14 protein-coding genes are annotated in these 13994 nt (G+C 47.8%); all 14 read left to right on the top strand.

Features of this window, described 5'->3' with window-relative positions; translation table 11 throughout:
• Positions 1-44: 44 nt before the first annotated feature.
• The 14 genes from NSB25_RS15930 to NSB25_RS15865 all read left to right on the top strand — a co-directional run bounded on the left by NSB25_RS15930 (position 45) and on the right by NSB25_RS15865 (position 13787).
• The gene (locus NSB25_RS15930) at positions 45-746 is read left to right on the top strand and encodes an FAD-dependent thymidylate synthase (RefSeq protein ID WP_103237667.1); all 702 of its coding nucleotides are present in this window, start codon (positions 45-47) and stop codon (positions 744-746) included.
• A gap of 94 nt (positions 747-840) precedes the next feature.
• Entirely contained in the window at positions 841-1116 is a 276-nt protein-coding gene (flgM, locus tag NSB25_RS15925; protein ID WP_103237666.1) for a flagellar biosynthesis anti-sigma factor FlgM, read from the top strand.
• A gap of 8 nt (positions 1117-1124) precedes the next feature.
• Positions 1125-1643 carry a flagellar protein FlgN gene (locus NSB25_RS15920; protein WP_242982243.1) on the top strand — a complete coding sequence of 173 codons (519 nt, stop codon included), beginning with the start codon at positions 1125-1127 and terminating at the stop codon, positions 1641-1643.
• A gap of 42 nt (positions 1644-1685) precedes the next feature.
• On the top strand, positions 1686-3473 hold the full coding sequence (gene flgK, locus NSB25_RS15915; RefSeq protein WP_103237664.1) for a flagellar hook-associated protein FlgK: 1788 nt from the start codon (positions 1686-1688) through the stop codon (positions 3471-3473).
• Positions 3474-3485: 12 nt separating this feature from the next.
• Positions 3486-5606 carry a flagellar hook-associated protein FlgK gene (gene flgK / locus NSB25_RS15910; protein ID WP_103237663.1) on the top strand — a complete coding sequence of 707 codons (2121 nt, stop codon included), beginning with the start codon at positions 3486-3488 and terminating at the stop codon, positions 5604-5606.
• Between the two features lie 91 nt (positions 5607-5697).
• Entirely contained in the window at positions 5698-7710 is a 2013-nt protein-coding gene (locus NSB25_RS15905) for a flagellin N-terminal helical domain-containing protein (RefSeq protein WP_103237662.1), read from the top strand.
• A gap of 83 nt (positions 7711-7793) precedes the next feature.
• Positions 7794-8252 (top strand): flagellar assembly protein FliW, encoded by a 459-nt coding sequence (gene fliW / locus NSB25_RS15900; RefSeq protein WP_103237661.1) that lies wholly within the window; start codon positions 7794-7796, stop codon positions 8250-8252.
• Between the two features lies 1 nt (position 8253).
• Positions 8254-8472 carry a carbon storage regulator CsrA gene (gene csrA, locus NSB25_RS15895; protein ID WP_103237660.1) on the top strand — a complete coding sequence of 73 codons (219 nt, stop codon included), beginning with the start codon at positions 8254-8256 and terminating at the stop codon, positions 8470-8472.
• Positions 8473-8597: 125 nt separating this feature from the next.
• Positions 8598-9029 (top strand): flagellar protein FlaG, encoded by a 432-nt coding sequence (locus tag NSB25_RS15890; RefSeq protein WP_242982242.1) that lies wholly within the window; start codon positions 8598-8600, stop codon positions 9027-9029.
• 115 nt (positions 9030-9144) lie between these two features.
• Positions 9145-11040, top strand: coding sequence for a flagellar filament capping protein FliD (fliD, locus tag NSB25_RS15885; RefSeq protein ID WP_103237659.1), 1896 nt, complete (start codon positions 9145-9147; stop codon positions 11038-11040).
• Between the two features lie 59 nt (positions 11041-11099).
• The gene (gene fliS / locus NSB25_RS15880; RefSeq protein ID WP_103237658.1) at positions 11100-11483 is read left to right on the top strand and encodes a flagellar export chaperone FliS; all 384 of its coding nucleotides are present in this window, start codon (positions 11100-11102) and stop codon (positions 11481-11483) included.
• On the top strand, positions 11480-11956 hold the full coding sequence (locus NSB25_RS15875; RefSeq protein WP_103237657.1) for a flagellin biosynthesis protein FlgN: 477 nt from the start codon (positions 11480-11482) through the stop codon (positions 11954-11956). Before fliS ends, NSB25_RS15875 begins: the two co-directional genes overlap by 4 nt.
• 146 nt (positions 11957-12102) lie before the next feature.
• Entirely contained in the window at positions 12103-12363 is a 261-nt protein-coding gene (locus tag NSB25_RS15870; RefSeq protein WP_103237656.1) for a hypothetical protein, read from the top strand.
• A gap of 113 nt (positions 12364-12476) precedes the next feature.
• A complete protein-coding gene (locus NSB25_RS15865) occupies positions 12477-13787 on the top strand; it encodes a flagellin N-terminal helical domain-containing protein (protein WP_103237728.1) in 1311 nt (436 codons plus the stop codon).
• Positions 13788-13994 lie beyond the last annotated feature (207 nt).

Raw genomic sequence — 13994 nt, 5'->3', positions numbered from 1 at the left:
GCACATGACTGCGGAACTATAGGAACTATAATAAGGAGAAACCTATGATTACAATTTTAAGTGAAACTACAAAAAATCCCATCACCCTGATGGGCGAGCGTGCCGGTGTATGCTGGGGGGCCGACATCCGGAACGCGGAGAGGAATTATAAGAGAGGACTTGACTGCATCAAATCCGGCCATCATCGGGTCATGGAGTATGTCAATGTGGAAATGATTCTGGAGGGTTATTCAGCCCGGGTCATTCGGGAGTGGTATACCCATATCGGAGGCGCGCCCACGAGACTGCAGGCCAGCACCCGTTATATCAATTACAAAGACTTTTCGTATATCACACCGCCTTCCGTGGCAGGGAACCCGGAGGCAGAGCGGATTTACAGAGAGACTATGGAGACGATTGCCGCAGCCTGTGAGAGACTGGAGAGCAGCTGCGGAATTCCCAGAGAGGACGCCGCCATGCTTCTGCCGCTGGGCATGTCGACTAAAATTGTGGACAAAAGGAATGTGCGGAATTTAATCGAAATGTCTCATCAGAGACTGTGTACCAGGGCATACTGGGAATACCGGGGGCTGATGCAGGATATCTGCCGGGCACTCAGCGAATATTCGGAAGAATGGAAATATCTGACAGAGCATTATTTTGTGCCGAAATGTGATGTGGCCGGATACTGCACGGAAAAAAAGAGTTGCGGAAGGACTAAAGTATTTGAACCCGGTGCCGATAACATTAATAGATTGAGAGAATGATGAAATAAATGCTTATTATTCACAGACCGGTATCGTGAATGTAAAAGTGCGGTTCGGCGTGATTCCATAAGGATTGGGAAGGGAGGAATCCGATATGCGTATTGAGGCATATAATCAGGTTCATCAGATATATCAGGCCGGCAAGGTGAATAAGACCAGGCAGACCGGCAGTGTATCCCATACGGACCAGCTGCAGTTCAGCAGTCTGGGGAAGGAAATCGGGACGGCGCAGGCAGCGCTTGCCGCAGCTCCTGATATCAGAGAAGAGCTGACAGCGCCTATCAAGGCACAGATTCAGAACGGCACATACAGTGTGGACAATGCTTCTTTTGCAGCGAAGCTTCTGCAGAAGTATGAGGAAATGAGGTAAGAAGTCCTGTGGCTAGTTTAATGGAGAACCTGATTCAGGTACTTGGTCAGGAATGCATGGAATATGAGGGACTTCTGACCTTGTCCAGGCAGAAGACACAGATTATCGCCAGTGCGAATCTGGAAGAATTACAGAAAATCACGGATGATGAACAGGAAGTGGTTGACAGGCTCAACCGGCTGGAGAAAAAGCGGGTTGAAGTGACTGTGGATATCGCCAACGTATTAAACAGGGATGTTGAAAGTTTGAAGCTCTCCAATCTGGTGGAAATGATGTCAGCGAGACCCGAAGAACAGGCGAAGCTGGCGGAAGCACATCAGAAGCTTAAGACTGCGGTTGGAGAATTGCGCCGGATTAACGAACAGAACAAAGAACTGCTGGAAAGTGCAGTGGAAATGGTGGAATTTGAGATGAATCTCCTGCAGGCGGCCAAGGCGGCGCCGGAGACGGCTAATTACACCAGGAATGCTTACAATTCCGGCACACAGATGGGCGTGACCAACGGGAGTTTTGATGCAAAGCAGTAGCCGAAAGGCACTGTATCCTTGTAGAATATTGAGGTGATTGTTATGTCATTAATGGGTGGTTTATATATTGGATCTTCAGGATTACAGACCGGTCAGAATGCGCTGAATACCACAGCGCATAATCTTTCTAATATGGACAATGTCGGCTATGTCAGACAGCAGGTACAGCAGTCCTCCAGAAGTTATCTGAAACTTTCCGTAGACGTGAAATCCGTCAGCAACAAGCAGACGGGACTGGGCGTCAATTATTCCAGAGTAAAACATATAAGGGATTATTTTCTTGATAAGACATACCGCCGGGAATCCGGGCGCAGTATGTTTTATCAGGTGTCCATGCAGGTTACGGACGAGGTGGAAAGTCAGCTGGGCGAACTGAACGGCGAGGCATTCCAGAACACACTGGAAGATCTGTGGACAGCTGTTCAGGAAGTGGCGAGAGATCCGGCCAGTTCTGTTACACAGGGGCTGCTGGTACAGAGAGCCGCGGAATTTGTGCAGAGAGCGGGCGCTGTATATGAAGGTTTCTGTGCCTATCAGGATAATCTGAATCTGCAGGTTAAGAAGCAGGTAGATAAAATCAATGAATACGGAAAGCAGATACTCGCATTGAATGAGTCGATTCGTTCCATTGAGGCAGGCGGAATTGAAAGCGCCAACGACCTGAGGGACGCCCGGGATAATATTCTGGATGAACTGGCTCAGATGGCGAATATCAATTATGACGAAGATCCCCAGGGCAATGTGTGGGTGCAGATTGAGGGAATGGATTTCGTGAAGGGGCCCATGTGCTATGAAATGGGGCTGGATGTGGATGAACGGACCGGATTCTATACACCGTACTGGCCGCAGAATTCTTCCTTTGATGAGAACGGCAATTTTAAACTTGACTCCAAGGGGAATCCGCTCAGGGACGATGTGTTTGACCTGAGTCTCATGATTTCCACGGATTTGAATACGGATATAGGCGGATTGAAGGCCATACTCCACGCCAGAGGAGATCACAGGGCCAATTATACGGATCTTGCAGAAGGCAAATATGATGATGTGTCACAGTCCATTATCATGAACATACAGGCTGAATTTGACCAGCTGATTCACAATGTGGCCACGAAGGTCAATGAGATCCTGGCCGGGGCGGCGGGAGTGAAGACAGCAGAGAAGGATATTCTGGCTGCGGACGGCAGTATTCTGGTAAAGGCGGGAGATAAATACTGCGAGAGCAATGTGGGCGGGTATATGCGCAAGGATGACGGCAGCCCCCTTCAGATGTTTGCCAAAGTCTCCACCGAGGGATACCGCAAGGTGACGGGAACTGTGAATGTATTGGATGATCAGGGGAATCCCACAGGACAGACAGAGGAGATAGAGTACTGGATTTACAATGAGGAGGATGCCGGGGATCCCAGCTCTCTCTACAGCATAGAGAATCTTCAGGTGGATCCGGAATTGAAGCAGAAGCCTTCCATGCTGGGTTTCCGGCTGCCGGACGGCTCTGAGGATAAAGCGACGGCGAATGCTTTGAAAGATGCGTTTATGGCCGAAGAATATACGCTGAATCCCAATGTAAGCACGCCTACAAATTTTGTGAATTATTATAAAGACCTGGTGTCTCAGGTGGCCAACTCCGGTTATGCGTTTGAAAGCATTTACTTTAATCAGGAAAATTCAATGGAGTCCATCCAGAGCGCCAGGGAGCAGGTGTCGGGAGTTTCTTCCGACGAAGAATTATCGAATATGATTAAATTCCAGAATGCGTACAACGCGTCCAGCCGTTATATCAATGTAATTGACGAGATGTTGGAGCATCTTCTCAGTACGCTGGGTGTATAAAGGAGAATAAAAATGCCATCACAGTTTTTCGGATTGAATATAGCTTATACAGGGGTGCTTGCCAGCAATGCTTCCCTGAATACTACTTCCAACAATATTGCCAATGTGCAGACACAGGGTTACAGCAGACAGGAGGTTACCCAGCAGGCGGCTAACGCGCTGAGGGTGTTCCAGACCTATGGCTGTGCCGGAGCCGGTGTGGAGACGCTGGCCATTGAGCGGATTCGGGATGAGTTCTATGATTTCAGATATTGGAACAATAATCAGAAGGTGGGCGAATACGGTCAGAAGCAGTACTATATGAAGCAGATAGAGGCTTATTTTGACGATAACGGCAAAAACGCAGGCTTTAAAACCGTTTTTGATCAGCTGATGATCACAGGTCTGCAGGAGCTGATGAAGAATCCCAATGATTTGAATTTCAAGCAGCAGTTTGTGGGATATGCGGAGTCTCTGACAGAATATTTTAACGGCTTGGCGGGGAATCTGGAAAAGCTGCAGAAGGATGTAAACGAGGAGATCAAGGTGACAGTGGATGACATCAATTCCATTGCCAGTGAGATTGCCACGTTGAATAAACAGATCAATACCATCGAAATGACAGGCAGCATGAAGGCCAATGAGCTGAGAGACAGGAGAACGCTTCTCCTGGACCGGCTGTCCGAGTATGTGGATGTGGAAGTAAAAGAGACGGCCATCCAGGATACCAACAATCCCGGCCGGGAGACCGGCGGAAGTCGTTTTATTGTGAAGATTGCCGGCGGGCAGGTTCTGGTGGATGGAAGCGATTATAATGGGCTGGAGTGTGTGGCCAGAACCAAGGATGAAAAGGTAAACCAGACGGATATTGACGGTCTGTATGATGTCTACTGGGTGAACGGCTCGAAATTCAATCTCCATAACGGCGGTATGGGCGGCTCGCTGAAAGGTCTTGTGGACCTGCGCGACGGCAATAACGGAGAGAGTTTCAGCGGAACGATTACAGGTACAGGCACTACTGTCGTGGACAAAAAGAATCCGGATGGAACGACCACAAAGGTCACCCATGATACCGTTACGGTAGAGGTGGGAAAGCATTATCTGACTGATTTGAACAAATGCAACCTTTCCGACAGCGGAGGGGTGATCAGTCTGGGCAATAAGGAATTTTACTACGATTCCTGGACTTATAACGTCAGCCTGGATGCCAATGGGGAACCGGTATACTCCTACACCTTTACCCTGTCTGACGGCGAACTGAACAAATCAGGTCTCAGCTCGGACAGAATAGGCAAGACAGCCACGGTGGGTACCAGCATCAGCTATCAGGGGATTCCCTATTATATGGCGCAGATGAATGAGTGGGTCAGGACCTTTTCCCAGAAATTCAATGACATTCTGGGAAGCGGCTACAGCGGAGATATTCCCGGCATCGACCTTTTTGCGGCAGACATCATGTCTCAGGAAGGACAGTATGTATTTGGCAAGGAATACCGGTATGACCAGTTTGAAAAGCAGTTGGAAGAGGCCATAGAAAAGCAGTTTCAGGATGACAGGGCCCAGGCGAAGCAGGATTGGCTGAATGATCCGGCGAATGCCGGCGCGTCAGATGAAGATGCCGAGGCAGAAATGCTGAAACAGGAGCCGGCATTGAGAGCCGCAGCGGAAGCGAAAGTGAAAGCTAACTTCTCCATAAGCGTCGAAGTGGGGAAAAATGTTGAGGGTAACGAGAATTATTACCTGATGACGGCAAAGAACTTTAACATTTCTTCCACTATAGAAGACGACCCCAACCGTCTGGCCACGAAAAAGAAACCGGGGGACGGTGTGGAGCAGAACGACCTGATCCAGGATTTGAAGGATATGGCCACAAATAAGGGAACCCTGAGCTTCAGAGGAAGCTCCGCGTCGGAATTCCTGCAGTGTATCCTGGGGGATATCGCTCTGAATACAGACAGGGCAGAGACTTTTTACAGCAGTTATAAGGATGTCGCATACAGCATTGACATGCAGAGAATCTCCATTTCCGGTGTGGACGAGGACGAAGAGGCAGTGAATCTGGTGAGATTCCAGAACGGATATAATCTGGCCTCCAAGATGATTCAGACGCTGACGGAGATTTATGACAGACTGATTCTGCAGACCGGAGTATAAGCGGAACTGTAAGAACCGGGGCATTGGCCCGGGGACTGGCCTGGCTTATAGTCCTGCAGCATTGAGATATGTGAAAGAAGAGGAGTTTCCCATGAGAATAACAAACAGAATCATGCAGCGCAATAATCTGTCCAATATCAATACCAACAAGATTTATCAGGACAAATTGAGTACCCAGATGTCTACCCAGAAGAAGATTAACCGCCCTTCCGATGACCCGGTTGTGGCTATCAGGGCTCTGCGGCTGCGCAGCAATGTGACAGAGATTACTCAATATTACAGCAAGAATATCCCGGATGCCCAGAGCTGGCTGAAGGTTACGGAAGACGCCATATCCAATCTGGCCCAGATTGTCACTACCATGATTGCCAGATGTGACAAGGGTGCAAACAGTTATCTGGAGACCAAGGATCGGAAGATTATCCTGGAGGAACTGCAGGGGCTGGGGGAGGCGGTTTATTCCACAGGGGATGCCGACTATGCGGGCAGATATGTATTTACCGGCTACCGCACGGACACGCCGCTGAGCTTTCTGGCGCCGAAGAATCAGAATTATACCATTACCGAACAGCTGGATAAAAATGCGATTGATTCCGTATCGAAAGTGGATGTGGGGAATCTGCTGGATATCAATTCCACCAATTATATGGGTGTGAACGTGGATGAAGATAAAATCTCTTCCGTGGATGTTCACCGTATCAGGCTGGCATATAATGACTGTTCGGATTATGGGACTTTTGATGATCTGAAAAAGGCGCAGAACGCGATGATTGAGAAAAATGCGTCGGCGATTAACCAGAATGCAGGATTGAACTATCAGGTGGGAAATGTAGACCTGAATAATCTGAGCGCTGCTGAAAAGACAGCGATAGATACTGCAGTTAATGCGGTGATTGCCAATTTACCGGCGGGCACAGATCAGGAAGTGATAGATCGACTGACAAACTGGCAGGATAATCCGTCAGAAAATCTGAAGGATCATTTCAAAGAGATTAATGACGAACTGCGAACTGCCAATGAAACTTTACCTGATGGCAGTGTGATGCAGGTAGGAATCACGCCTCCCTCTGCCGAGATTAACAATGATATCGCTGCAATTGGGGCTCAGGTAACGCCGACGGCTGACTGGAAGGCCAATCAGGATGCATTTGCGGCACTGGGGTCCCCGGTTATCGAATTTACCTCTCCGGGAAGTACCACTTTCATGGATCAGAAGTGGGGCGGCCTTGTGGAGAACGGCGGGGATATTACGATGATGCACTCCTATGAGACCAATCCCAATCCTTACGCCTATGCAGCGGCCAATCCGGATGCTGTCGTCTATGTTCCTGAGACAGGAGAACTGCTGCTGGGAGAGAACAAATATGCGGAGCTGATGGCTACCAAGGACAGTGAGTCTACCGCTTCCCTGAACGAAGGAGAGATTCGGGTGACTTATGAGAAGGATACCTGGAAGAAGGGAGATCTGCGGCCTGAGCATTATTTCTACTGCGAGGCTGAGAAGGAGGACGGCTCAGGAGATTCCATCATTTACAATGATACTTATCTGACTCCGGATGCGGAGCGTCAGGTAATCGAGTATGATGTGGGATATAACCAGACGGTGAGGATCAATTCCACTGCGGACGAGTGCTTTAAGCATGGTGTGGGCCGGGAAGTGGATGACATTGTGAATGCAATGCAGGATGTGCTGGATCTGGAAGGGATCAAGGCAGACCTGGAGAATATCAAACAGAACACCCAGGAGAGTGATAAGGCGGCGCTGGATCAGATTCAAAAACAGCTGGATGCCGTGGAGAAGGCTCTGACTTATGCAAAAGAAAAGGAACAGAAGCTGTTTGAAGGAGGACTTACCGCTTTTCAGAAATATCTGGATGACGCCAATATCTGCGTGACCAACTGCGGCTCCAGAAGCAGTAAAGTGGAACTGGTCAAGAACCGGACCCAGAATCAGAAGACCACTTATGAGACTCTGAAGAGTGAGAACGAAGATGTAGACATTACCGAGGTGGCCATTGAACTCAGTGCTGCTGATCTGACCTATGATTCAGCCCTGATGGCGGCAGGAAAAGTAATGCAGACTACACTGCTGAATTTTATCTGACCCGGATGTAACAGAGTAACAGTTCAGACAGAGTGCTGAACTGTTACGAATATTTTACAGGGAAGAAAGCTGAGAGGAGCGCTATGAAAATTAATACAAAGCTTTTCGGAGAAATTGAGATTTCGGAAGACAAAATACTGATTTTTCAGGACGGTATCATCGGCTTTCCGGAGCTGAAGCGTTTTGCGCTGCTTCATGACGAGGAGAGAGGGAACGAAGCCGGAATCCGGTTCCTGCAGTCGCTGGATGAGCCCGGATTTGCGATGCCGGTGATGAATCCGCTGGTGGTAAAGCCGGATTATGACCCGGAAGTGGATGATGAACTTCTGGCCGGTGCGGGAAAGATTACACCGGATAATCTGCTGGTACTGGTGACTGTGTCCATTCCCGGAGACCTGACACAGATGAGCGTAAACCTGCAGGGGCCTTTTGTCATCAACATAGAGGAACACAAAGCCTGTCAGATTATAGTGGATAACGGGAATTATCCTGTTAAGTTCCCTGTTTATGACATTTTGCAGGCAGGAAAGGCAGGTGTGTAGGATGCTGGCACTGTCAAGAAAAAAGAACGAGGCAATTATTATCAGCAACAATGTGGAAGTTACCATACTGGAAGTAAAGGGGGATCAGGTGAAAATCGGGATTACCGCGCCGAAGGATGTGCCCATATACCGCAAGGAAGTCTATCTCCAGATTCAGGAGGCCAATAAGGACGCCGTGAATGCAGACGGAATGGAAGCACTGAGGAATCTGCTGAGATGACACCAACGGGGGTTGTAATGTAACCAGATTTTCGGGCTTTCCTGTTAATTTTTTCGGGAAAGCTTCCGATAAAAAAATTAGACGCAAAGGAATTGCGCAGTAAAAGATACAAGGAGGTGGAAACAGTGGCAATTGAACCGATTTCAAGTGTAATGACTTTTCAGGCACAGGGAAATGTAGTGCAGAAGCCACAGGCTCCCGCGCAGGCGGAGAAGCCGGAGAACAGTACAGGCAGCGCCCAGGCTGTAGAGTATGTAGACAAGACAACGAGTGTAGTGGAGAACTCTCAGGAAAAAGGTCAGACTGACAATGGTGACCAGGGTAAGGACCAGCAGGCGTATCATGAGAAGGTTCGCAAGGCGGTTGAGACGCTGAATAAAAGGATGGCCAATTCCGAGGCAGTGTTCGGGATTCATGAGGACACCAATCGTGTCACAATCAAGATTGTGGATAAGAACACCAAGGAAGTAATTAAGGAGCTGCCGCCGGAGAAGACGCTGGATATGATTGCAAGGGTCTGGGAGATGGCAGGCATCCTGATTGATGAGAGAAGATGACGATTGTCAAAGCGGAAAGTTTCTCCGGGCGCGTAAGGGGGCACAGGCAAGAACACCTGTATGCCTGTTTTGCAGGCGCCGCCATGTATAAAAGCGCAGAAAGGATGGATGAATTATGCCCATGAGATTAAGCGGCTTGATGTCCGGCATGGATACGGAAAGTATCATATCCCAGCTGGTCGAAGCCAAGAAGACAAAAGTAACAAAAGCAGTAAAGGCCCAGAAAACACTGAAGTATAAGCAGGATGCGTGGAAGCCTTTGAATACGCAGATTAAGAACTTCTATTTGAAAACATTGAGTAATATGCGCTATGAGGGATCCTTTGTTAAGAAGACCACCAAGGTATCCAACAGCAGCATCGTATCGGTCATCACCGGTGAAAGCGCCATGAACGGCGTGCAGAGCCTGAAAGTAAATCAGCTGGCCAGGTCCGGATATCTGACCGGCGGCAAGATGGAGCTGATCCCCGGAGCGGAGAAGCGCGATGAGAACGGGGAAATTATAAGCGATAAGGTTACGGCAGATACGAAGCTCAGTGAGCTGGGATTTGATCTGAGCGGCAGCACAGGCACGATAAATGTCCAGTCGGCTGACGGACTTACGCCGATCAAGGTAGACGGCAGCACTACGGTGGGCAGCTTTGTGAGTGCCTTAAAGAGTGCAGGGCTGAACGCCAATTTTGACGCGGCGAACGAAAGAATTTACGTGACCTCCAAAGGCAGCGGCGCTGCGAATGAATTCGAGATCACAGCAGGTGATTCCAGCGGACGGGCAGCCCTGGAGAAGCTGGGGCTGAGCTATGGTACTGGAGCGGAGAACAGTATTGCTTCGAAGAAAGAGAAGCTGTTCAAGTCGTTAAAAGAGCTTGCTGATTCAGACTCTGGTTTAGAAGCTGACCTGAAAAATAAGAAGTTGGAAGTGAAAGATAGTTCGGGAAATTCACATGAGGTGTCAGTATATGATTTCTTAGCGGATCAGGCTTCAATTTCACCCCAATGGACGGTTGATGATATTGATGACAGTGATATTCTTACAATCGTCAGAGATGTTCAAATTTACGCGAACGATAACAAGGCGAGTATTTCTGGTGATTTGAATACAAAACTGGATGCATGGGTGGAGGATGCTGTTGATGTGGTGAAGGATATGCGGCGTTTTGCTGAGACAAAGAAGACAGCCGCCGCGGATGCCGAGATAGAACTGAACGGAGCAACGTATACCTCTACTTCCAACAGCTTCAACATCAACGGCCTGACACTGACCGTTAATTCCACGACGGCACCGGGAGAGGAAGTCACCATTACCACCCAGGACGACACCGACGGCATCTATGATATGATCAAGAATTTCTTCAAGGAATACAATACTATGATCAATCAGATGGATAAGCTGTACAATGCCGATTCTGCCAAGGGCTATGAGCCTCTGACAGACGAGGAGAAGGAGGCCATGTCCGACAGTGCTATTGAAGAATGGGAGAACAAAATCAAGGAATCCATTCTTCGGAAGGACAGCAGCCTGGGGACGATTTCAAGCACTCTGAAGACGCTTATGATGGAGCCCGTGGAGGTAGACGGCAAGAAAATGTACCTGTCAAGTTTCGGCATCGGCACGCTGAATTATTTTACTGCTCCGGAGAATGAGAAGAATGCATATCATATCGACGGTGACAGTGATGATGCGGAAACGTCTGGAAATGCGGATAAGCTGAAAACCATGATTGCCAACGACCCTGATACGGTCGTGAAGTTCTTCACAGGACTGGCCAACAAAGTTTTTGACGAAGTGGGCAAGGTCATGGAAGGCGATGAATACAGTTCTATGTATAGCGTATATGACGACAAGAAGATGCAGGAAGAGTATGACGACTATACGGTAAAAATCAAAGAATTGGAAAAGAAACTTGCAGATTACGAAGATAAGTGGTATGCTAAATTTGCAGCCATGGAAACGGCACTGGCAAAAATGCAGAGCAATGCCAGCGCAGTGACGTCATTGCTGGGCGGTTGATGGATATTGCAGTGCAGACGCCCGGCTTGGTCAGAGGCTGAGGAAAGGCAGGGTGTATTATGGCATTCCCCAGAGCATATGGGCAATATAACAATAGTAAAATTATGACGGCGTCTCCTGCAGAGCTCACGTTGATGCTGTACGAAGGCGCTATCAAATTCTGCAATATCGCCATAGTTGCAATAGAAAAAAAGGATGTGGAAAAGGCGCATCTCAATATTCAGAAGACGGAGCATATTATTGATTATCTTCGGCAGACGCTGGATATGAAGTATCCCGTGGCAGAAGACTTTGAGAGAGTCTACTCTTATCTGAGCCAGAGACTGATCGAGGCGAACATTAAGAAGGAAAAGGAAATTCTGGAAGAGGTAAACGGACATATGCGTACCATGCGGGATACCTGGAAGGAAGTCATGAGGATAAGTAAGGAGCAGGGTACATGACGGGAAATTATCTGACTCTTTTGGAGGAAAGCCTTCGGCGAAAGCTGCAGGTGATGGACGAAATCCAGAAATACAATCTGCGCCAGCAGGAGATTTTCCAGGCTGATAATGTAGATTTGGAACGGTTTGACGAATATGTGGAAGAAAAAGGCAGGCTGATTGAGCAGCTGACTGCGTTGGATAATGGCTTTGAGAAGCTTTATGCCAATGTGGCGGAAGAACTGAAGGGCAACCGTGAACAGTACGCGAAGCAAATCAAGACGCTGCAGGGACTTGTCACAGAAGTGACTGATACCAGCGTGGCCATACAGGCTCAGGAAGCCCGGAATAAAAAGCAGGTGGAAGCCTTTTTCGTGAAGGAAAGGAAAAAGCTGCACATGAATCGGAAAACTTCCAAAGCTGCTATCAATTACTATAAGACCATGAACAAATCTTCTGTAATAATGCCGCAGTTTATGGACGATAAGAAATAGTACAGGAAAAATAAGCAGTATTCAGACGCCGTATTAATGATTGTAAAATTGTTAATGCGGCGTCTTTCTTTTGCTCAGCAGATTTCAGTGGATTTCAGAAAAGAAGTGTGGTATTCTGAAGTGGGGAAGGGCAATGGAGGTATCGTATGAATGAAGAAATGAGAAAAATGTTCAATGCCATTCTGGAAGAAATCGGGCGAGTGGAAGAAAAAATGGATGGGTATTTGGAAAGGCTGGAAATGGAAGTGGAAGTGCTTCATCATGAGGTAAATGCCTGTAAGCTGGAGAGTGATGCAGTAGGTCTGTTGATCAGGCGTATGGACCAACTGGAACAGCAGGTGGGGCGGCATGAAGACAGGTTAACCCGGCTGGAACAAAAACAAAATAAAATTTTGAGTATGGTCTAAACTATTTTGGAAGAGTATCCGATATAAGTACTAAGTGATTTGACCGAATTTAAAAAGCAAGATGCGGAAGCCGTCTGGACGGCATATATTCAAGGAGGAATAGAGAAATGGGAATGATAGTAAAGCATAATCTTACGGCAATGAATTCAAACAGAATGCTGGGGATAACGACATCCTCTCAGGCGAAAGCTACTGAGAAGCTGTCTTCTGGTTATAAGATTAATCGCGCGGCAGACGATGCGGCAGGGCTTGCCATCAGTGAGAAGATGAGAAAGCAGATCAGAGGTCTGACGCAGGCTTCCCTGAATGCTCAGGATGGCATCAGTGCGGTGCAGACAGCTGACGGTGCTCTGAACGAAGTGCATGACATGATTCAGAGACTGACAGAACTGACCGTAAAGGCGGCGAACGGAACCTTGTCTGTATCTGACAGAGCTGCTGTTCAGAATGAAGTAGATCAGCTGGTAATGGAAATTGACAGAGTTTCCACCACAACGAAATTCAATGAGACTTATTTGCTCAGAGGCAGCAATGGCGGCACCATGGGTAAGTTGAGTTATGATCTGGCAGAAGCAGCGTTAAAGGATGACTTTGCGACAGCGAATGGGATTGCCGAGATTAATAAAGCGACTGGTACGATTGGGGTAGCTGTAGCCAGCAATTATACAGGATTCCCGAGTCCGGGTAATACAGGAATGAGCAGTGAGGCGCAGAAGACCACAGAATACTCTTCCAAAACTGTAGGACCCATCGGCAATACTACTTATGTTCTGGTAGAGAATACAAAGCTGGTGGCAAATCCGACCCCTGCTTCTGCCACAAAGATGAGTGTCAGTTCTGTAGTAAAAGATATCAATGAGACAAGTAATCCAAATATAAAGGCGTTTGGCAGCATGAATGAGCTGATGAATGCGCTGAAGTCACAGTATGGTGAAGATATCAGAGCTATTACCACTTATGTGGCTGATGATAATTCATTAAGACTTAGGATTGAAACTTTTGCGGATGTGAACGATCCGATTGACCTGAGTCTGCATGTAGGAACAGATTCTTCACTTGACAATAAAATTTATATGAATCTGTCCATGCTCAGTTCAAGAGGCTTGTCATTGAACGGTCTGGATGTAAGCGGTGACACGGGAGATGCTGCTACAGCTGCCATTGATACGGTTGCCGAAGCGCTTCAGAGAGTTTCCGCACAGCGTTCGGCGCTGGGTGCTATTCAGAACAGACTTGAGCATACCATTGCAAACCTGGATAATGTAGTAGAAAATACCACAGCAGCCGAAGCATCCATTCGTGATACAGACATGGCGACGCAGATGGTGGAGTACTCCAACAATCAGATTCTGGCGCAGGCAGGTCAGGCAATGCTGGCACAGTCTAACCAGGCAACTTCCGGTGTATTGTCATTGCTTCAGTAAGGCGAGCTGAAGGTGCAGCTGTAAGCCAGTAAGAGAATATCAATAACGGTTCAAATATTTGTTTGAGATATTATATACCTCAAAAAGGAAGAGACTGCCGCATTTACGTTTTACAATCGTGGGTGCGGCATTTTCTGATATAAATAAGCCGGATTTTCAATGATGTTTCGTTTTAGAAGCAGAAAGCATAATCAAATGTAAAAAGAA

The organism is Acetatifactor muris, assembly GCF_024623325.1.
GTDB classification, from domain to species: Bacteria; Bacillota; Clostridia; order Lachnospirales; family Lachnospiraceae; genus Acetatifactor; species Acetatifactor muris.
Note: the sequence above shows the minus strand (reverse complement) of the source record. Positions and strands in the feature narration are given on the sequence as shown.